This is a genomic window from Microcoleus sp. PH2017_24_DOB_U_A (genome assembly GCF_020738205.1).
In the GTDB taxonomy this organism is placed as follows: domain Bacteria; phylum Cyanobacteriota; class Cyanobacteriia; order Cyanobacteriales; family Microcoleaceae; genus Microcoleus.
Genome location: NZ_JAEQCT010000051.1, coordinates 23623 through 44668 on the forward strand (window position 1 = coordinate 23623; position 21046 = coordinate 44668).

Consider the following 21046-nt stretch of genomic DNA (forward strand, 5'->3'; position numbering starts at 1 on the left):
AAGGAAGAGTTGACAGTTGACAGTTGACAGTTGACAGTTGACAGTTTTCAGAGGGAAGAGGGAAGAAGGAAGAGTTGACAGTTGACAGTTGACAGTTGACAGTTTTCAGAGGGAAGAGGGAAGAGGGGAGAAGGAAGATTTTTCCCCCTCTTCCAATCTCCCAATCTCCCTCTTCCTTAATAATTAATCCACCACACGGCATAATCATGTAATAAATGATTGTTTGGGGGGATATCATCAACTGATTCTAACTCTGCTAAACGCAACATAAACTTTTTGCGATCGCCGACGCGCTGAACTTCCACAAATATGCCGTCTTCCTGAATAGAAAAATCTTCCAACCGATGAATTGTGAATTTATCAGTATAAGAAGGTTGAGTTTTTTTGAGCCTTGCATATTCTTTTTTAGTGCCAAAACCCATAAGATACTCTTCTTCCCATTCAAACTCTTCTATGCCAGTAACATGGCACGGAACTTGAAAATTTTGCTTGAGGTAGTCTAAATATTTGATTGTATTTTTAAGATCGGCATTGATTTTTTTGTTTCCCAGGATTCTTCTAATCTTACTTTCAAATTGACCGCCATTAAATGGGTTGTTTTCATCGAGATCGGCGAAGATTTCTGGCTTGAAGGTGCCTCCTAATTCTGGTAATTCAGCAAGCAAGCGCTGCAAGTCGTTTAGCGGTTTCGGTCTTCTACCTGCTACAATGGTTTCATCAAGCTGAACTAAAGGAAGTTCGGATTCTGAAGGAAGGGATTTGCTTTGATTTGGGCGATCGTCAACTTGAGACTTGTTAACTTTAGGCTGGTTAACTTTAGGTTTGTTAAATTTGGGCATCGCTCGGTCTCGCTGTATCGGTTTATCAATAAAGTATATCTTGGTAGAAGTACATTCGTGTCTGACAAATAGGAGGAAGCTGTGATGCAATTACTGAAATCGCCTGATGAATCGGCAGTCTATCAAGGGCAATTCGGCGAGTTTACGATTACCGAAAGCGATCGCACTGGAGTGTTGATCTACCGCGCCGGATTGGGGGTGGCGGCGCTGTGTTTGGCGGTGGGTGCTACTCTGGTGTTGCAACAGGGCGACAACCCAATGGCAATTCAAGCTGTAACGCCTGTTTTTGCGTGTTTCTGGATAGCTTTAGGCGTTAGTTTGGCAACTATTCACATTTACATGATTGCGCTGCATCGCACGTTACAGATGTTTTGGGCGATCGGCGGCGCGGCAGCACTGTTTGTCGCTTTACAAAGTAGCGAACCTTTGGCTTTGGCGGTGTACGAACATCCAGCGACTTTGTGGGGAATTGGCTTTACTTTTGCTGCCTTGAATGGCATCTTTTTTAAAGAAGCTTTCTGCTTTAACCGCCTAGAAACTAAGTTTTTGACTCCGGGAGTTCCGCTATTACTTTTAGGACATATTTTTGGCTTCTTGACACCGGAAAATGAACAGTTGCTGCTGGGACTTTGGGCGATATTGTTCATCATTTTTGCTGTCCGCAAGTTTTTTCAACCTATCCCCCAGGATATCGGCGATAAGAGCGTTTTTGAGTATCTCAAACACAAATAATTTGGGAATGGGGAATAGGGAATAGGGCATAGGGCATAGGGAATAGGGCATAAGGCAATTTTATAACTTTCTCACTGTCTCACTATTTCCCTCTTCCTGAAACCATTGGTATTGTTGCTTCTTCCTTCTTCCTTCTTCCTTCTTCCTTCTGCTATAAAATGAGAATTCGTCTGATCCGCCGCCGAGAAATGTGGGCAATTACCTGGGAAGGTTGGGTAATTGCGATCGCAGGTTTAATCATTACAATGGTCTTAATTATCACAAATATTCATCCATTTTTGGCGGTAAATGCGCCGATTAAAGCAGATATAGTGGTTGTGGAAGGCTGGTTGCCGGATTATGCAGTCGAAAGTGCGATCGCAGAATTCAACAAAGGCGGATACCGGAAATTGGTGACAACCGGGCTTCCGGTAAGTAAGGGCCACTATCTCGCCCAATATAAAAATTATGCTGAACTGACCGCCGCGACTTGTATTGCGCTAGGATTTGATAAGAACAAAGTGGTAGCTGTACCCGCACCGAGTGTTGTGAAACACCGCACTGCTGCTTCTGCGATCGCACTTCGAGATTGGCTAGCTACTTCTGCCCTAAAAGTGGACTCAATCAATCTTTATTCTATTGGCACTCATGCCCGCCGCAGTTGGATGGTTTTCAAAGAAGTGTTGAATCCTGAAATTAAAGTCGGGATTATAGCTGCGGAATCGGAAGATTATAACTCACAAGAATGGTGGAAATCTAGCGCAGGTTTTCGGACTGTGACTGGGGAAATCATTGCTTATATTTATGCCCGTTTTGTCAATTGGAAAGCTTAGGTACGTTGTTGGGCTTCAGCCCTCTTTGTCTATAAATCTAAAGAGGGCTAAAGCCCAACAACGTACCTTTTTTAAGTTGACAGCAATGGATAGTGCTGTTTATACCAAAAATGATAAAATTATTTTCAGATAAATTGAGGGCAAGTCGTTGCTAGAAGAACGCGCTTACTGGTTAGCATGGTCACAGATTAATGGTATAGGGCCGATTTTGTTGCAAAGATTGCACCAACATTTTAATACTTTGGCAGAAGCTTGGATGGCGAAACCAGTAGATTTAATGCGAGTAGAAGGGTTTGGCAAGCAGGTAATTGATACCACTGTACAAGAACGATCTAAACTCAATCCTGAAGAATTTATTGAGAAACATCTTATTAACAATCCCTGTTTCTGGACACCCGCAGATCGGGATTATCCCAGCTTATTATTGGAAATTCCCAGCCCGCCGCCGGTGCTGTATTATCGCGGTTTAGTCGATATCAAAGAGAATCAAGGAATTACGCCGACGGTGGCAATTGTTGGCACTCGCAGTCCTTCGGAATACGGCCGCCGCTGGACTCGTAAAATTAGTGTGGCTTTGGCTAAAAATGGTTTTACTGTTGTTTCGGGATTTGCCGCAGGTATTGATACGGAGGCTCATACAAGCTGTTTGGAGACGGGAGGTCGGACTTTGGCTGTTTTTGGTACTGGGGTTGATATCGTTTATCCTAAGCCAAATGAGCGGTTGTGCGATCGCCTGTTACAGCAGGGATTGGCAATCAGCGAATATCCGGCGGGGACTCAACCGAATAAAACTAATTTTCCGCGCCGAAATCGGATAATTGCTGGCTTGAGCCGCGCTACTATTGTGATAGAAGCTCCGCAGAAGTCGGGGGCGTTAATTACTGCTTATCAAGCGAATGAGTTTTGTCGGGATGTGTATGTTTTGACGGGAAGGTTGGATGATGAGCGATCGTTTGGATGTTTGGAGTTGCTGAGTAAAGGTGCTCATCCGATTCTCCCCAATAGCGATCGACTTTTAAGCGAAGACCGATTGCTAGAAATGCTCGGAGCTATGCCAAAATTGGATAGCGCGCAGCAGTTGTCCTTGTTTCCGGCAAATCCAACCCCTGAAAAGCCAGAGCCGCTATTGGATGGGGAGTTGGCTGTGGTGTTAAAAGCTCTGGGTTCGGGGCCGAATTCTCTTGATACAATTGTGGAGGCTGCGGGATTGGCTGCGGGGACGGTTTCTGGTATTCTTTTGCAGTTGGAATTGTTGGGATTAGTTTCGCAATTGCCGGGTATGCGATATCAGCGCTGTTGATTTGATATGTTAGAAAAATCGGCGGTTGAAACCGCATCTGCACAGACAAAATCCGGCGGTTGAAACCGCGTCTGCACAGACAAAATCCGGCGGTTGAAACCGCGACTATACAAACAATGTCCGCCTCCGCGGACTGAAGAAAAAACGCAATTTTAACCGCCTATTCTTCAACCTGCGGAGGCAGGTTTTGTCTGTATAGACGCGAATTCCATTCGCCCGGTCTTTTTCAACCCGCCTCCGGGGGTTTTGTTTGTATATAGGCGGTTTTAACCGCCGATTTTTGTTAAATCAATCCGAAACTCCCTGCGGTAATACTCCCAGCAGAAACTCCGCTGATAGAAGCTAAAATCTCTCCAGTTTGGGCAAACCGAATTAATGTTACACCGCTATCTTGACTAATCGCCAATTGTGAAGAATTCAGCCCGTTACCCAATACTAAGAAGTCTTTACCAAATTCAAAATCGGTAATAGTATCAGTCCCAGAATTGGTGGAGATTAGGAATTTATCGACTCCCTTTCCTCCAGTCAAAGTATCATTTCCTAAGCCGCCCGTCAGCAAATCATCTCCCTTGCCGCCAAACAAGATATCATTACCATCATCGCCGTTTAAGATATCAGCACCGCGGCCGCCAAACAAGACATCATTACCGCTAGCGCCGAGCAAAGTATCGCTACCTTTGCCGCCGTAAAGAGTGTCATCTCCAAGGCCTCCGTCTAGGGAATCGTTGCCTCGTCGGCCGTTGATTGCATCATTTCCGGTAGTGCCAGTGAGGATGTCATCGCCATTTGTGCCGTTGATTTGACCAGAATTGCTGCCCAAATCGGCGTCGCCGGTGACTATAGGAGTTGCAATCCCAGCAGGCAATGTTACTGCTTGAATTTTGCTATCTAAAGCAGCACCAGTATTGTCAGTAACTAACTGGGAAATTGGCTTGCTTCCGGCACCAACTGCTTTGAAGTCTTGAGTAGTTGCGCCCAAGGATACTTGTTGGACGCGGGCAACGGCTTGGGGAATTGATGTTGCTGTTGGGTTGGTGACGGCGGTATCAATGCGCTGATTTGCTGTTGCCATTACTGTCGCAGCTTGCGAGGTAATAGAGGTGACTTTTTGAATGTTGAAACTGGGGTCAATCTGCTGGATTTTAGCAGCGGATTGCAGAATTATTGGTTCTAAGGCGGCTGGATTGCTGAGGTTTAAGATAGCACCGCCTTGAATTTTATCGCCCATTGAACTGACAACAGCTTTGACAAGATCGCGATCGGCTGCACTGGATGCACCGTCAATCAAAGCGACTGTTTGAGTGATGGTGTTTTGGACTTTCACCATTGCTGCTAAGACTTGGACTCCCCCAGGCTGGTTGTTGTTGGTAGCTAGGATTGGATCTAAGCTAGTCAGGTCAACTTCAGCGGGGAGGGAAAGGGCGGCTTTGACTAAAGATTGGGCGGCTTCGGGTGCAATTCCCTTGTCGATTAAGTCGGCGACTAAGCTAGTTAGGAGTGTGACAACTGTGGAATCTGGTGGTGCGGTGACTGGTGTTTCTAGGGGTAATCCGGTGGCGGTGTCAGTGCCTCCGATCGCAACTAAATTGCCTTCTGATGGGTCGATTTCTCCGTTTTTGTTCGTGTCGAATATCTCGAAGGGGATGTTGAGATCGAATTTGCCGCCTGTATCGGTAATTGTGGATGGTTCGTTGGTGTCTTTGATGCCGTTTTTGTTGGCATCTAGGAAGACAGTTGCGCCGGAGATGTAGCCGTCAATAACCCAGCGACCGTCTTTTGTTGTCACCTTGAAAGTCTGTTCGCTACTGGCACCGTAAGAGTCTGTAGCTATTAACTTTACCTGAAAAGGTTGTGCACCAATTGGGGGAGTTCCGATGAACCGGATCTCGTTTGTCGGGGGGTTAAATTGAAGTCCGAGCCAATTGATGTTTGAGTTATTACTCAGTTCTAAAGGACTGCCATCAAGTAGAGTTAACCGATAGGAAATTAAGTCGCCATCGGGGTCAGTGTATACATCTTTGATGGCTTGGTTAAACTCACTGTACCTCCCACTTAAACGAATTTTCTGTTCTGGAGGAAGATTGCTGGCTGTAAAACTCCTTTCTGTAGCAAACTGTGAACCAGCCCAAGCAGTATCAATTGCCTGTACGCTCCAGTAATATGTCTTATCTGGAGACAAGTCTTTGAGTTGCCACTGGGTGTTTTGACTAACATTCCCCAACCCCACCAGTTGACGAGTTCCATCGGCAAGATACGACATCGGGGAAAGAATATCTTGACCTCCTGGTGTCGTGCCAACTCGTAGGTTGTAGCTTAAACCATCAGCACGAGTCTCAGCATCAGTTGCTTTATTCCACTTAAGAGTCACATTTCGGCCAGAAGGTAAATTTGATAGCCCTGTGGGTGCTGTGGGGGGAGTGTTGGCTTTAGATGTGTTGTTGCGGAAGACTTTGGTAAAGAAGTCGTTTTTGTTCAGTCCTTCATAGAATGAATCATTGTTTGGTGCATTGCCTGTGAATAGGATATCTAATTTACGATCGTTGTCGTAGTCTCCCCAAACAGCCTGGGAATAGTTACCACGATCAAGCTGTTGCTTTGCGCCACTGTCGATTAGTGCGCCACTGTCGATAAAACTGTTTGGGCCAGTAAAGCTGTTTGGGTTAGAAAAATTGCCTTTGTTTTGATAGACTTTGGCGACGATTGTTGCTGAATTTTCGCCATTTTGTCGATCGACACCAGTACCTAGGATATCCAGAAGCCCGTCATTATCGTAATCTCCCCAAGCAGCGCGATTTAAATAAGGTATCTGTGCGCCGATGTCTTCAAACTTGGCAGACCCATTATTCTCACGAGTGCTGTTTCGATAGACTTTGGTAAAAGACGGCTGGAAAAAACTATCGCGACTTGTGAGCAAAATATCCAGTTGACCGTCGTTGTTGTAATCTCCCCATGCCATATCAGCAGCGTCACCATTAGAACCAGGCAACTCTACGCCAGTGTCTTCAAAAACGCCATCGCCCAAGTTGCGGTAAAGTTTTGCCAAGTACCTTGAGTTATCGTTCTTTCGGATTTCCTTTACCTCGACAAGGATATCGAGTTTGCCATCGTTGTCGAAATCTGCCCAAACTCCAGAATCAGTAGGAGCAACTATTTTGTTTTCACTCCCAGTAACAAATAGTTGTCCGACACCTACAAAATTGGGATCTTGTGTATTAAGACGTGCTTTGCTGTCTTTAAAGCGTTCTTGGCCGTTCTTGCCTGTGTTGCGGTAGAGCGTGGTGCTCAAGTCCCCAAACTCAGAAGCTCTAATATTTTCCGTACTGAGCAAGAAATCCGGACGCCCGTCGTTGTTGTAATCTCCCCAACTTGACCGAGATCTATATGGGTATGGGGGATTCCCAGGTAAACTTGTCTCAAAGGAAAAGCCAGAACTCTCACCACTATAGATGTTTTGGCTGGAATCGAAACCATCCTGCCCAAGCAGTGCAGCATCCAGCCACCCATCATTGTTGTAATCTCCCCAGGTTGGAACCTGGCCTGGTAAGTCTCTTCGATTAGCTTCGCTAAAGCCTTGACCGATGTTGTCGTAGATTCGGGGAACTGTGGTCAATGGGCCGTAATTGTTGGTTTGAATTACAGAGCCACCAAGAATATCCAGTTTGCCGTCATTGTTGTAGTCTCCCCAAATACCTGAATCCAAAGCAGATATCGGAGCGTTCGTATTGGTGAAAAGTGGAATATCCGTAATTTGCACGATGGTAGAACTTTGAGTGCCAATATTCGCATTGTCGGCACGATCGATCCGAAACGCGATTTCTTCTGTTTCCTCAACTAAATTGTCCGATAAGATATTAATTGTGAAACTTGTGGTATCTTCACCTGGGTTAAAGGTAAGTTGACCAGAGTAATTGACAAATTCCCAATCTTTGTCCACAGTAGCTGAGCCACCGGTAACAGGTTGTATGTAAACCGTGGAAAGTTTGTCTAAATTTCCAGTGCGAGTGAGAGTAATTTGTCTCTGAAAGACTCCTGGAGGAATTTCAGTTAATTTGTAAGTAGCTTGGGAAAAACTTATCGTGGGATCGTTAGGACTAGCAATCCGATCGTTAGAACTCGGTATTCCGGGCCTCCTAAATATGTTTGGCCTTGGTATCGGTGTCGGAGTCGGAGTGACTGATGTCGTCGGTGTCGGAGTCGGAGTGACTGATGTTGTTGGTGTCGGAGTCGGAGTAACTGATGTCGTCGGCGTCGGAGTCGGAGTGACTGATGTCGGCGGCGTTGGCGTCGGAGTGACTGATGTCGTCGGCGTCGGAGTGACTGATGTCGTCGGTGTCGGAGTCGGAGTGACTGATGTTGTTGGCGTCGGTGTCGGAGTGACTGATGTCGTCGGTGTCGGAGTTGGCTCTGGTGTTGGTGTTGGTGTTGGCGTCGGCGCTACATCCTTATCCGTAATCGCCACAACCACCCCACCAACCACAATCCCGTTATACTTAACATCACCGCTAGTCACACTGTGAGTGATATTCCCGCTGTGCGCCCCTTCCACGATCGCATCATCAACAGCTTTCACCGTAACTGGTTGAGATACATTCCAATTAACGGATGTGAAAGTGATAGGCGCGATCGGCTCAATCTGACTACCTGTGGTGAGAGTGAGAGTGACAGGGGCGATCGGCTGGGATTTTAACTTAACGCTGTACGTCCCTGTAGCACCGCCTTCAGTAGCAGTTGTATTCGTGGGTGAAATAGTTACACCTACTGTATTGTTATCTTTGTTGATCAGACTGACATCGGCAACATCTTTGTTGTTATAATTCGCATCTGTACTAACAGCAGCCGCCGTCACAACTTTGTATTCAACATCGCCATCAGCAATATTGTCATCAACCCCAGTTACTGTCACCGGTTGCGGTGTATTCCAGTTAGCCGCAGTGAAAGTCAAACTAGGAGTCGAAACAGTTCCTTCCGCAATATTGGAACTACTCAAGCCGATAGTCACATTAGCAGTTGGTTTAGTATTCAACGCCACATTAAAGTTAGCTGCTAAGCCAGTTTCATTAGTAGTTAATCCCGCCGTAGGATTCACCGTAATTCCCGGAGTTTCATTGTCACTATTGGTGACGGTGACATCATCGGGTTTGAGGTTATTGTAATTAGGATCGGTGCTCACAGCAGCAGCCGTGACAATTTTATAAACTACATCTCCATCAGCTACATCTACCAAATCGTCAACACCAGTCACCGTTACTGTTTGCGGTTGATTGTAGTTAGCGGGAGTGAACGTTAAGCTATTAGTCGAAACAGTTCCTTCAGCAACATTGGAACTGCTTAGGGCGAAAGTAACGTTAGCACTCGGTTGAGAATTGAGTTTGACTGTGAAAGTAGCTTTACCGCCGAGTTCAGTCGTAGTTAATCCGGTAATTGGATTAACAGTAACGCCAACTTTGTCATCATTGGCGATCGTTGTGGTGGCGGTAGCAGTGGTAATTGTTGGTGTTACGCCCGCGCCGGCGGGATTTGATAGGGTGACGATAATTGTTTCGTCGGGTTCAACGATGGTGTCGCCTAACACATCGAGAGTAATCGTTTTTGATGTTTCACCGGCTGTAAAATTAATCGTGCCTGCGATACCCGTTGGAGCAGAAGTGCCACCGATATTGTTGTAGTCGCTGACGTTGGTAGCAGTTCCGGCGATCGTATAATTGACGCTACTTGCCCCGCCAGTGCTACCGCTGCGAGTCACAGTGAAAGTCAGAGGTTTTGTGCCGCTATCGCCTTCGGGAATGCTCGCAATACCCGCAGCAACCGCATAGGAAACAGTACCGTTAGCTGCAATAGTTAGTGTGGTTTGTTTGGTTGTACCCGCAACGCCTCCGGTGATTGTGCCAAAGTTGAGAATTGCGGTTTCGGCGTTTTCTGCGATGTTGTCGGGTTTGATCGTAAGTGCAATATTCTTGGTGAGTGCCGCACCTGTTGCACCTGCGGGGAATGTAATCGATGTCGGGGCGATAGTGTAGTCTGAATTTTGGGTTGCTGTGCTGCTGGGGTCGATCGCAATTGGTACAGTTACATCGCCCAAGGGAGTGCCGCCACTGATGGTGACGGGAATATTAACTACTGTGTCTGTTGTTCCTTCTGTACCGCTGTAAGTTGCCGCACCGAAATTAACTGTGTTTGGTGTATTTAGCAGGATTGAAACATTGTTAGAACCTCCGTTTGTTACCATTACTGCCAAGTCGGGTAGGGAATCGTTGTTAAAATCGTTTACTGTTACCCTCCCAGGGTTTTGCCCTATCAATGCAAAGTCGATCGGCGAACTAAATCCTCCAGTGCCATTTCCCAGTAAAATTGATAGGTTGGTAGCGCCAGAGTTCGATACGGCTAAATCGAGTTTGCCGTCGCCGTTTAAATCTGCCGCTGTGACGGAATTGGACTTTGTTCCGGCTGTGAAATTAGTGGTGGTACTAAAACCTCCAGTGCCATTCCCTAAGAGAATTGAGACGTTGTTAGAACCGTTGTTGGCTGTTGCTATATCGAGGTTGCCATCTACGTTAAAGTCGGCCACAATAATGGAATTGGGAAATTGCCCCGTACTAAAGTTAGTGGCGCTACTAAAACCGCCAGTGCCATTTCCTAAGAGAATTGAGACATTATTAGAAAGACTGTTCCCGACTGCTAAGTCAAGAAAGTTATCGGCGTTAAAGTTTCCCACAGCAACTGAAGCGGGAATTCCTCCGACACCGAAGCTGGTGGCAGGGGCAAAGCCACCAGTGCCATTCCCTAACAAAATTGAGACGCTTCCACCACCTTGAGGGTTACCATTTACCACAGCCAAATCGGGGAAGGTGTCGGCATTAAAGTTACCAATAGCAATAGATAGGGGAGTGTTCCCTACATTTGAGTTTATGGGCGCACCAAAGCCACCAGTGCCGTTTCCCTGCCTAATTGAGACAGTGCCAGAAAAGACTGGATTTGCTGTTGCTAAGTCTAATATTGTGTCGGCATTAAAGTTGCCAAGTCTTGACGGGCCTCCGCTAAAGCTGATGGGCTGTTTAAAACTGCCATTTCCATTGGCTAAGAAAACTCCGCCACCTACTACTAAGTCGAAGATACCGTCACCGTTATAATCTACTGAAGGAACAAACGGATCTGATGTCATTGGAAAATTAGTCGCATTACCAAAACTGGATAGGATATGACTGTAATTTGCGATCGCATCTTCCCGAAATACCAGCGGTGTGTTAATTTCTCCGGTTGTTGCTTCGAGTTCCCAGTCGCCGCCTTTTGCCGCGCTTCCCGTGAGGTTTTTGGAAGCTGCAACATTGGTATTTGTGAGTTGGGCGATGCGCTGGATGAATGCGAAACCATCTATTTCTAAATCTACATCTAAATCTCTCGCTTGTTCCCCGGTACCGCCGGGGAATGAATTCCCCGTCTCATAGCGCAAGTCATCTAAAGATGACTGAATAAATGAATTATTCCCAGTCGGTTTCAACCGACTTTCGCTATGAGACGGGGATTTAAATCCCCGGCGGACTTTCGGACAAACGCGAGGCCCAGATGCCACATTGCAACCGTAAATCAGAATATCCGCACTGTCTGTAAAAGCACTCCGCCACTGCTGCAATTGTTCCGAATAAGCTTCCAAATTATCTGCATTCAAGCTACCATCGCCCACTTGCAGGCTACCTGGAGCACCGTGAGAAACGATGTGAATGCTGTCAATATTGGTACGAAGGGCTAAGATTTGAGTAATTTGTGCGATCGCATCCTCGTTCCCATCTAACACCACAACTTCCGTACCCGGTGTTACCCCAGCCACCAAACTTTGATAATCTTGTACTCTTGTGTCGATAAAGGCGATCGCCCTTACAGAAACTGGAAAATTTAAATTTGACATAATACACCTATTTGGGGTTAAAAAAAGACAACAATTCCCCTGTTTCGTAACTTGCGTGCGAAACTGTCTATCAATTTTGATTTACACAGACACGGGATTTCTGCGTAAAAATTCGGTTATTTCTCATCTGTTGTAGCTACCATAACAGTTTTTTTATCCGAGCTATATAAAGTTTTCTTTAAAAAGATCTGGTTAATTAAACTACCGATAAAGAGCGAGAAAATACTTAAGTACAATTACTGCGATGAATGCGAGTTGCGCTTACCACAAATATTTTTCAAATGTAAGTGCCATTGTACAGAGGATTTAAACGTGGTAATTGATACATAAATTAGGCTAAGTAAGGTGAGGTGCAATGAAAAAACAGGTTCGTAGTGAGGACTTCAGTCCGCATAAAATCAGAGGACTCCCATTCCTCACTACAAACCAACCTGATTACCGCAAACCCGAATCAATCTCAGCCAAAATCCCCTCAGCATCCCTGCACAAAGCATCGTGACAGCAACCGTTACTCGCCAACAACCCCCCCCACTGACTGACATCTCCCCGGTTATATTGCAAAGCAGAACCATCAAAACGAGTAAATCGCCCGCCCGCCTCCGTCAAAATCAATTCCGGCGCCGCCAAATCCCAATCCTTCGGCGCCGACTTCCCCGAAAGAGCAATATAAACATCAGCTTTTTGTTCGACAATCGTCGCAATCTTGCAGCCGATGCTACCCACAGCCAGTTGATTTTGGCAGGGAAATTTGTGCAATAGTCGATTTAGCCGATCGTCCCTGTGACTGCGACTGGTTACTATAGATAAATCTGCCACTATATTTCGCGCAGAAACCTGCAATTTCACCGCACAACCCCCGCGACTTTCCCCAAAAGCACCAGCATCGCGGATGGCATAATAAATCTTTTGCTTGGACGGCCAAGCCACAACCGCTAATATCGGTTTTCCCTCAAAAGCTAAAGCAATATGAACCGCAAATTCACCAGTCTTGTCAATAAAATCGCGCGTTCCATCCAAAGGGTCAATAATCCAAACCCAAGATTGAGATAAAGGAACTTTGCCACAACTTTCTAAATAAGATTTGTAAGTTTCTTCGCTCAGGTAGCCAAATTCTGCATTCCCTAAAACCGACTGCAATTCATCGAGAATGTAAGAATTGACAGCGACATCAGCGGCGGTAACTGGGCCGTCTTTTTGTTCTTGAATGTCCAGGTTGGGAGTATTAGCATCAGGGCGATAATAGGATTGTAAAATATCTGCGGCACCCCAAGCGGCGGCCTGGGCAATTTCGCTTAATTGTTCGAGATTTTTCATGTTTGATTGATTAAAGTAGGGTGCCTCAGATTAGAACTCTTGCTCTCGTCAAATTTACCCCCCGCAAGTCCCCCCTCCCGGAGGGGGAAACAAGAATAATCTTACCCCCTCCCCTTACCAAGGGGAGGGTTGGGGTGGGGTGCTTTGTATTTTTGCAAGAGCTCTATTGCATCTACTTGATGATAATCGAAAAAACCCCGACTGACGCAACCTACGACTTAAGTAAGTCGGCGCTTTAAAACACAACTATGTAAACGATTGTAAAGTGTCCAAATGCTTTCTACTGGCTGACTTAAGCCTGTTTACATACTGTTACATTATTTGGGTACTAGCTAACAAAAACTACATTTACTAAATCTAGCACTATTTTATGAAACTAGGATAAGGACAATAAATCTCAGGAGTGGCTAGAAATTGTGTCACCATCTGTACTTGTTTAAGCACCGGAGAAGCCAAACTCAAATCAACAGCAACCGGGCCGCACGGAACTAAGATATTATTATCGTGGGCGTAGATAATTTCAAAATAAGATCGCACACCTAAATTTTTAGACACAGCTACTTGAGCTGCAATTGGATAGCCATTGTGAGTCGCAACTTTGATACCATACAAATAATTCTTGCTTTCTCGCACAGAAAAGCCAAAACCTTTCAAAATAGCAGCAGCAGAAGTTGCTGTTGGATCTTGGGAAAATGAAAGCGATCCGAAAGAGTTGGTAAATCCCGTTGCTTCGTAATATTGCGCCGTTTGGTGTTTGTTCAAATAGCTAATATATTGTGTGGCTTCACTTTCTTTAGCTTTACCGATTAACCTGAAGAAGGTAGGGAGGGCGATCGCAGATAAAATCCCAATAATAAAAATGACAACCAGCAACTCAATTAAAGTGAAGCCCTGGGAAGCGTTGGTACATCCTGCACCCATGCATAGCTTGTACCGCAGGGAATCGCACTTCTGGTAACTGATATACAATCCGGTATTTAAGTATATTCTTTGCCTTTGTAGAAGTGACTTGCCCTCGCCTGCAAAACGGAGTTTTAAAAGCGATGTGTGGATATGTTGCACAAAATTGCAGACAAATGCCGACATAATTAACACCTCAAACAAAAACTAAATTTACTCAATATACCGCTAACAATTCCCTTGAAAATCTCCCCATTTCTTGGGATACTCAGATTGATTCTGGCAAATAGCAGGCAACCAACTAGCACCGGGAAATTGCTTATCCCATTTTTGTTTCAACTTTTCTCGCGCCGATCGCACAGAAACATACAAAGAATCGCCACCAGCAAAAGCTTTCAGAAAATGCCTCAAAAACTCCTGGGCGATCGCATCTAGCACAGGTTCCCGCATCACGATAATTTGAGGGATATCTAAATCAGCTAACTGTTTCCCCAATCCCAAGCCATCGCAAGAATTAAAAATTGCTATCTCCAAACCACGTTCAATGGCTATTTTCAAGGAAATTCTGAGTTCTTCGACAGTTAACTTATCTGTTTTATTAATATAAATTGCCCCAGTGCTGCCATCTACTTCGCTGTAACTGTGACCGGAAAAACAGAGAATGTCCCAGCCTATTTTATCTCTGAGACATTCCTCACATTCCTCGCGAGTTGGTTTGAGCAAAAACATGATTTCTGTGTCTGACAAATTCTCTAACACCTGTTTGTCTTCATCGATATTAATTCCTGTATCGTCACCCAAAATTGCTAAGATTCTCACTTTACTTCTTGGTAGGACTAATTTCTTTACCCTATTAGATACTGTGCGACTTAAAGCGACTTCTGCTTGTTGGCAATAAACTTCAAAAAACTTCCACCGATGCCAGGGAAGTTTTCGCAGGAAGGCATCTTCAGTTTGCACAATCACCCGCACCTCATCATCAAAGTTTAAATTGTCGTGCAATTTTTGCTCGATCGGGTTAAACGGTGCTGAATTCAGCCAATTATTTACTTCCGCTTCCACATCCTCAGCTAACGTTGTTAGCTTCTTTATAGAAAAGTTAGTGACTTGACCTTCTTTGCCTTTGATCCGGCTGTTCTGGTTTTTAATGTTATACATTTCTTCCCACTGTTGATAGCGTTTTAAAATTTTGGCTTGTGGTGGCAAATTGCCTTCTATTTGGATTGGCAAACGGTGTCCGTCACAGTAAATATCAGCGCTGACGGCAAAGCCTTGGTTCAAGTCACCACGATCTAAGTTTAAGACAACTACCTGTTCTGAAAGTGGTTTTACTATCTTCTCTACTACTGATAGCAAGTATCTTTGCTGTTCTGGGAACTCTTGAATTATTGGATTTTTTACTCTTGCTAATTCTAGCATTTTTTGGTAGAAACCATTGAAATCAGTCTCAATCTTCTCTTTGTCTGTGTCAGGAGGTACGCTAACCTTGATGACAACAACGCCATTGCCTTTATTTTCAATACTCTGAATTTTTAGTTCTGTACCTTTGAGATCGTCCTGAACTTTTTGGAAAGATTGGTAGAAGGCTTTCCAATCAACACCGTTACGGAAAATTAAGTCAACTGTATTGACTACCTCTTGAAAAAAACTGGTAAATTCTCCGATCTCAAATTGAGATTTTTCACTGTGGGGACGGCGTTCGCGATCGTCAGTGCCAGGTTTCGGTTCTTCTAGCAAGTAAACCCACCGACAATCTACCCATTCTAGTTTCGTAGTGCTGTCAATATTCCAGGTTCCTAAACCGCAAGCACCAGTCATTCTCGCATTACTGAAATCAGTGCCGATCGCCTGAACTTGACTAAAAATTGCATACTCTAAATTAGCAGCTTCCAAAGTCGCTTGACTGAGGTCTGCTGTTTGAAGTTTGGCGTAGCCGAGGTCTACACCTATCAAGTTTGCTCCTTTCAAATCCATGCCTTGATATGATTTATTATAGCCGTTGCCGGTCACTAGCAAATCTCGAACTGCGGGATCAATTAATATTGTCTCGCCGACTCTTGCCCACTCAATTCTTGAGCTTTTGTGCCACATTGCACGATAAATATTAGCAGATCTAAAATCAGTGTTTTTGAGAAGAGCGTAACTAAAATTAATATTGGCTAAATTAGCACCCCGAAAGCTGGTACCGCCTGCCGCTGCAATCGCATTAGCTAATTGGTGAATTACGGCATATTTATCATCTTCAGCTAAAACTCTGTTGCCAATATAAGTTCCCAATGAGACCAAAGCTACAGCTAAAATTACCGCTATAATGATAATCGCAATAACTATAGGTGGATTGGAAAAATTTGCGACACATTGGTCTAAAAAATCATAACATTTATTGTTCGTGTTGTCAGCTAATCTAGTATTAATTAACACAGATGCTTTTAAATACCGGGTTGAATTATTGATAATAATTCCGGTGGCGATCGCACTTATTGCCAGAGCTTCAAATACAGCTAAAACTGCCACTATTCTGCCCAATACAACCTCAGCCAAAGCCACAGCTAAAGGCAAAGTTACAACTGCGATCGTAGTCGCAGCCACAGCCCCGATCAAACTTACAATTAAAAACGGAATATCGTTGGTATTCGGTTCACCAGCCAACGCCCCAGTTAAGCTCCCAGGTCTAAAACCTCTCAGCCAAGCCAGTATCGGGTGTTTATCGTTCGAGATCGCACTTAAAACAGCAATGCAAGGTACAAAGATTGCAGCCGCCATAGCTAAAGACCCCAAAGCTTTTTGTATTCCTTGGCGAATCGTGAGAGCCAAAAGAACAGTATTCAGTAATAAGATGATTGCTGTTACAATCAAACTGGAGTACCCAATATTTTTGGCAAATAGAGATCTGAATGTCTGACTGATAGCAGTTACAGCAGCCGTTCCTGACATTGCTGATATCAGTGCTACAATTATGAATATTTTGATTTGCGATCGCACTGTTAATCCGCAGCGAGCGTGACTGAAGTTAGCACCATCGAGAGTTGCTCCGCTAAAATCTGCACCTCGGATATCTGCATAAGAGAAATCAGTATTAGTCAGATCTTGACCTTTGAAAGAACGACCTTGGAGATTTTGACCGCGCAAGTTTTGAAAGGTTAATGATGACATAAAATCCAAGTGAAATTTTCAATAGGTTAGCAGTCAATACTTGAGTTGTTGCTTTCGTTCCCAGGTGCTAGCTGGGAATGACAAATGCGTGGCAGATTACCAATGAAAATGTTTCGTCACGCTAGCTCCTCCGAGTGCCACAGTAACGCCAAATAATTCTCTTAATTCAGAACTAAATTCCAACTGAATAAAGTTGTCATCATCTCTGGATGTTGCCTCAAGAACTACCTCTTCTGACTCATCCATCACTATCAATTTTAACCCTTCTGGCAAACAAGTTTGATTTCCCATCGGATACACTTGCACTTGGATATCCACTTCGGAACCTGGTTCTGGTGCCAGCATGACTGCAAGTGTTACAGACTGTTGTGCTAGCTGCATTCCCAAATCAATTTTATAACCTCTCTCGATAGGTAATGCGTTCGTACTTCTAAAATGCCACTCCAGTTGTTCGGGATTTAATAGCTCATCAATTACTTGCCATCCCGCATCAAAAACATCCTCAAACCAGTTCATTAAATTAACTGGTTTCAGTTGTTGAATTCGATTCATGTAGGCAAGAAAATATTCTAGGGATTGCAGTTGAGTGAGCGGTACTTCTCTCATTGCAGAAGTTTTAGTAAATCCTAGTAGCGTTGCTTCTTTCAAAGATTGATTTAATTGTACAGCAACGTAACCGATGCGATTTTCCCAAGCATCGGAGGGAATGTTACAAGTTTGGGAATCGGGCAATACGGGACGACATTCAATTTTGCCAACGCCGACGATATCTAAATCGGCGACATCTACAAATTTGAGCATGAGTGAATCGCGACTTTCGCTATGAGCCAAGTTAGTTTCAAATCCCATGCAGCGTAGGTAAGAATCTACTGCATACACTGCTAGGGTATTGAGATAAACTTGTTTGAATTTTGTCGGCAGGGATTTTTGAGCGCACTGTTGAGCGATGTCATGGGCTTCAAAGGATAGCGGTACGGTGAAAGTTATTGGTTCGATCATTTTACTCATCATTAGTTTCTGTGGTTGTCGCTTAATTGCTACTGTAATTTATTACGAAAATCATCACCAAATCTCCGCAGGTTTCGATTAAAAAAACTGTCAATACCTGAAATAGAAACTCCAAACCTTTGAGACATACTATCCAATGTTTCACCATCCAATTTAGCTAAAGCTATAACTTGCCAAGAAATATCCGGGCGACATCTAAGTGACACTCTTCTAAAATGGCCATCTGGATCTTCTTCGATCAATTCACGCAGCATTGTAGCCTCTTCGGACAATGGTGATTGTGGTGACTGGTAATTATCTAGGTCGTTTAAGGAAGGTAGTTCGCGTGTTCTATTTTTTTCTTTCATATATCGCTTAACAGCATCTTTGAATCTCAACTTCAATATGTGATTGACCGGGGCCATCAGTGGTCTTTCTGGATCGTATTTGTCAATTTTTAGACAAATATACTCAATTGTTTTTAGAAGTGCTTCGTTATAAAGGTCTTCGTAAATATTAGGAGACCATGACCTTTTTTGGGGATAAGCAAGCTTGCCCGATAGCCAAATTGCGTTTCTCAGTTTGGTTAATGCTTTCTGTCGCTCAAGGCTAAGGGCTGGGTGCTGTTGAGCTTCGACGGCTAGCTGTTTGAGTTGTAAATCAATTTCGTCCTCCATCTCAATCTCCTCACTCCTCTGGGATTTTTGTGCAGTCTTGGGGCATTTCTATGTTGTTTTTCGGTAGAGTCGCAATTTTTTACGCATTTGTGGGGAGATTGTTACAAAACTTTACATTTGAGGGTTTGGGAAAAAAAGTTTTGAGATTTGCGTAAAAAGTTTGAGGTGGTTTCGTAATTAGGGTTGAGGGGGCGATCGCACTTTCGTGTGAAAAAGCAGTTTTGAGATTTGCGTAAAAACTTGGGGCTGCTTCCGTAATTAGAGTAGAGAAGCCAATTCAACGTTTGGGCGATCGTTTGATTTCATTATATCAATTTTCATTTAATCCAAGATTAGGAGTATAATCTCAATGACAACTATCAATCAAGGTCAAACTAATGTTCTGCTGAAAGATGTTCTAATCGCCGACACTTTGCCGGGAAGTGCTGCCAACAATTCTATCCTCAACCCTTTAAGCAACAGCAACAAGCAAAATATCGGCGAAGGTTCCTTGATGCTTGACAGCAACAATAAAATAGCGATCGAACCCGATAAACCATTAGTTACGACTAATTTACTGAAATCAAAAGATGCTGCTTCCGAGTCAATCAGCAACAAATCCGATGATTCATTAATTGTTCCAAATCCTCTCAATAGCAGCTTAAGCAGGTCAGTTAGTGGCAATACGAGTCGCGGCGACGCCCTATCCGGTTCCCAGTCAGCCATAGATGCCAAGGATACCCTGACTGGAAGCAGCAAAGATGCACCGTTAATTGCCATCAAAGCTGACAGTCTGACAACAACTGACTCTTTGACTAACAATCAGAGTGCCAAGGAAATATCCCCTGATAAAAAAATCGATGCGTTAGCAGAAAAAGAAAATAAATCGGAAACACTGGCCACTGACAGTAACCTGATTTCACAAGCAAAAGAATCCATAATTCAAGCAGCAACTACTGATAAAGTGACGGCGGAGAAACCAGTCGCTAGTGTCGATGAAGCGGGCAAAGATAGCAACAAACAAAACTCGACAACTACTACTCAAACTGTTGAGACTTCAAAATCACCAGCCACAATTCAAGCAGCGACTACTACTGATAAATTGACGGCGGAGAAACCAGTCGCTACTATCGATGAAGTTGGCAAAGATAGCAACAAACAAAACTCGACAACTACTACTCAAACTGTTGAGACTTCAAAATCACCAGCCATAATTCAAGCAGCGACTACTGATAAAGTGACGGCGGATAAATCAGTCGCTACTATCGATGAAGCTGGCAAAGATAGCAACAAACAAAACTCGACAACTACTAGCGGAGACAAGGACAAAAAAGTTGCGGATAACAGTCAAGCTGTTGCAGTTGAAACCCCTAAAGAACTCAGCAAAACTACTCCTAAATCTGAGATTGTCGCCGATAATTCGTTTACATCTGGGAAATTTGTTGTTGACTCTAGCGGCCAAGTTGGTATCGATTTCTTGTTTGACGGCGGACTGTATAAGGGTCAATTAGCTATCGTCAGTCTAAAAGGGATGGAGAAGTTTGTACCTGGTTCAGCAGAATTTATCAAGGAAGTGGCTTCAAGGGCATTAAGCAATTCTGTAAAAGGTCATGTAGTCATTAATGATTTGAGCGAAGGTGCAAAATTTACGGGTAATTTACCTGAAGGGAATTATAACGAAGGAACTTATTTGGGAGTCAAGAGTTTTGCAATGACTTCGGGGGATGAGTTTGGCGTTATGTTGGTGCCAAATGGAACTGTGCAAGAGGTTCTGAATAATCCTGTTGTTGGAGGGGATAAACGTCCTTTATTTTCAATGGTGACGGCGAATCCTGCTGAGGGATTTCATGTCGGGCAAATTGCTGATGTGACTGGTAGTGGCAAGACTTTTGCAATGGAGGATATGCGGGTTGATTTAGGGAGCGATCGCGATTACAATGATGTGATATTTCAGGTGCGGGGTGCGACGGGTACTGCGGTGAATTTGGATTCTGTGATTAATGCTGAGAAAGATTGGCGTAAAGCTGATATTGGTAAGGCTTTGATTGCTTATGCTAAACCCTATGTTGAACCGAAGGTAGAGCCTGCTAAAGAGGATGAAAAACCTGCCAAAAATACTGATTCTGGTTCGGTTTTAGATGTTCCGATTTCAGATAACGCAAGTGTTTCAAAAGAGAAAGTAATTTCTCCAACTAATACTGAGTCTCTCTCGAAAACGGAGGTTGTTACTTCAGATACAACTGTAACGCCAGCAGTGAAGACTGAAGATGACGAACCTGCGATCGCCAATTCGATCGATACTTCTACCAAGGATCTGCCGGTTTCAGACAAGGCTGTCGTGTCGAGGGTGAAGACTGAAGATTCGATCGATACTTCTACCAAGGATTTGCCGGTTTCAGACAAGGCTGTCGTGTCTGAGGTGAAGGCTGAAGATTCGATCGATACTTCTACCA

At 44.2% G+C, this 21046-nt stretch carries 11 protein-coding genes; 4 read left to right on the plus strand and 7 right to left on the minus strand.

What is annotated here, in order from left to right; genetic code table 11:
* Positions 1 to 176: 176 nt before the first annotated feature.
* A complete protein-coding gene (locus JGK07_RS14990; protein WP_293186853.1) occupies positions 177 to 839 on the minus strand; it encodes a hypothetical protein in 663 nt (220 codons plus the stop codon).
* 84 nt (positions 840 to 923) lie between these two features.
* On the opposite strand from JGK07_RS14990, the gene JGK07_RS14995 reads away from it, so the two are divergent.
* The 3 genes from JGK07_RS14995 to dprA all read left to right on the plus strand — a co-directional run bounded on the left by JGK07_RS14995 (position 924) and on the right by dprA (position 3683).
* A complete protein-coding gene (locus JGK07_RS14995; RefSeq protein WP_293186852.1) occupies positions 924 to 1571 on the plus strand; it encodes a DUF2301 domain-containing membrane protein in 648 nt (215 codons plus the stop codon).
* Between the two features lie 158 nt (positions 1572 to 1729).
* Positions 1730 to 2383, plus strand: a complete 654-nt coding sequence (locus JGK07_RS15000) for a YdcF family protein (protein WP_293218199.1) — start codon at positions 1730 to 1732, stop codon at positions 2381 to 2383.
* Positions 2384 to 2531: 148 nt separating this feature from the next.
* The gene (dprA, locus tag JGK07_RS15005; protein ID WP_293224933.1) at positions 2532 to 3683 is read left to right on the plus strand and encodes a DNA-processing protein DprA; all 1152 of its coding nucleotides are present in this window, start codon (positions 2532 to 2534) and stop codon (positions 3681 to 3683) included.
* Positions 3684 to 3966: 283 nt separating this feature from the next.
* On the opposite strand, the gene JGK07_RS15010 is transcribed toward dprA, so the two are convergent.
* The 6 genes from JGK07_RS15010 to JGK07_RS15035 all read right to left on the minus strand — a co-directional run bounded on the left by JGK07_RS15010 (position 3967) and on the right by JGK07_RS15035 (position 18614).
* The gene (locus JGK07_RS15010; RefSeq protein ID WP_293224935.1) at positions 3967 to 11583 is read right to left on the minus strand and encodes a DUF4347 domain-containing protein; all 7617 of its coding nucleotides are present in this window, start codon (positions 11581 to 11583) and stop codon (positions 3967 to 3969) included.
* A 435-nt stretch (positions 11584 to 12018) separates the two neighbouring features.
* Positions 12019 to 12897 (minus strand): inositol monophosphatase family protein, encoded by an 879-nt coding sequence (locus tag JGK07_RS15015; RefSeq protein ID WP_293211431.1) that lies wholly within the window; start codon positions 12895 to 12897, stop codon positions 12019 to 12021.
* A gap of 363 nt (positions 12898 to 13260) precedes the next feature.
* The gene (locus tag JGK07_RS15020; protein ID WP_293242426.1) at positions 13261 to 13818 is read right to left on the minus strand and encodes a prepilin-type N-terminal cleavage/methylation domain-containing protein; all 558 of its coding nucleotides are present in this window, start codon (positions 13816 to 13818) and stop codon (positions 13261 to 13263) included.
* 207 nt (positions 13819 to 14025) lie between these two features.
* On the minus strand, positions 14026 to 16950 hold the full coding sequence (locus JGK07_RS15025; RefSeq protein WP_293242423.1) for a pentapeptide repeat-containing protein: 2925 nt from the start codon (positions 16948 to 16950) through the stop codon (positions 14026 to 14028).
* A gap of 96 nt (positions 16951 to 17046) precedes the next feature.
* Complete coding sequence (locus tag JGK07_RS15030) at positions 17047 to 17961, minus strand: DUF1822 family protein (RefSeq protein ID WP_293218190.1); 915 nt, start codon at positions 17959 to 17961, stop codon at positions 17047 to 17049.
* Positions 17962 to 17987: 26 nt separating this feature from the next.
* Positions 17988 to 18614 carry a hypothetical protein gene (locus JGK07_RS15035; RefSeq protein ID WP_293186742.1) on the minus strand — a complete coding sequence of 209 codons (627 nt, stop codon included), beginning with the start codon at positions 18612 to 18614 and terminating at the stop codon, positions 17988 to 17990.
* 349 nt (positions 18615 to 18963) lie between these two features.
* On the opposite strand from JGK07_RS15035, the gene JGK07_RS15040 reads away from it, so the two are divergent.
* Positions 18964 to 21046, plus strand: a 2083-nt coding sequence (locus JGK07_RS15040) for a DUF4114 domain-containing protein (protein WP_293242420.1), incomplete at its 3' end; no start/stop codon positions are given.

What these genes read in the sequence shown, in the direction of transcription:
- JGK07_RS14990 (WP_293186853.1), bottom strand. Translation starts at nt 839, where the DNA reads ATGCCCAAATTTAACAAACCTAAAGTTAACCAGCCTAAAGTTAACAAG.
- JGK07_RS14995 (WP_293186852.1), top strand. Translation starts at nt 924, where the DNA reads ATGCAATTACTGAAATCGCCTGATGAATCGGCAGTCTATCAAGGGCAA.
- JGK07_RS15000 (WP_293218199.1), top strand. Translation starts at nt 1,730, where the DNA reads ATGAGAATTCGTCTGATCCGCCGCCGAGAAATGTGGGCAATTACCTGG.
- JGK07_RS15010 (WP_293224935.1), bottom strand. Translation starts at nt 11,583, where the DNA reads ATGTCAAATTTAAATTTTCCAGTTTCTGTAAGGGCGATCGCCTTTATC.
- JGK07_RS15015 (WP_293211431.1), bottom strand. Translation starts at nt 12,897, where the DNA reads ATGAAAAATCTCGAACAATTAAGCGAAATTGCCCAGGCCGCCGCTTGG.
- JGK07_RS15020 (WP_293242426.1), bottom strand. Translation starts at nt 13,818, where the DNA reads ATGGGTGCAGGATGTACCAACGCTTCCCAGGGCTTCACTTTAATTGAG.
- JGK07_RS15025 (WP_293242423.1), bottom strand. Translation starts at nt 16,950, where the DNA reads ATGTCATCATTAACCTTTCAAAACTTGCGCGGTCAAAATCTCCAAGGT.
- JGK07_RS15030 (WP_293218190.1), bottom strand. Translation starts at nt 17,961, where the DNA reads ATGATGAGTAAAATGATCGAACCAATAACTTTCACCGTACCGCTATCC.
- JGK07_RS15035 (WP_293186742.1), bottom strand. Translation starts at nt 18,614, where the DNA reads ATGGAGGACGAAATTGATTTACAACTCAAACAGCTAGCCGTCGAAGCT.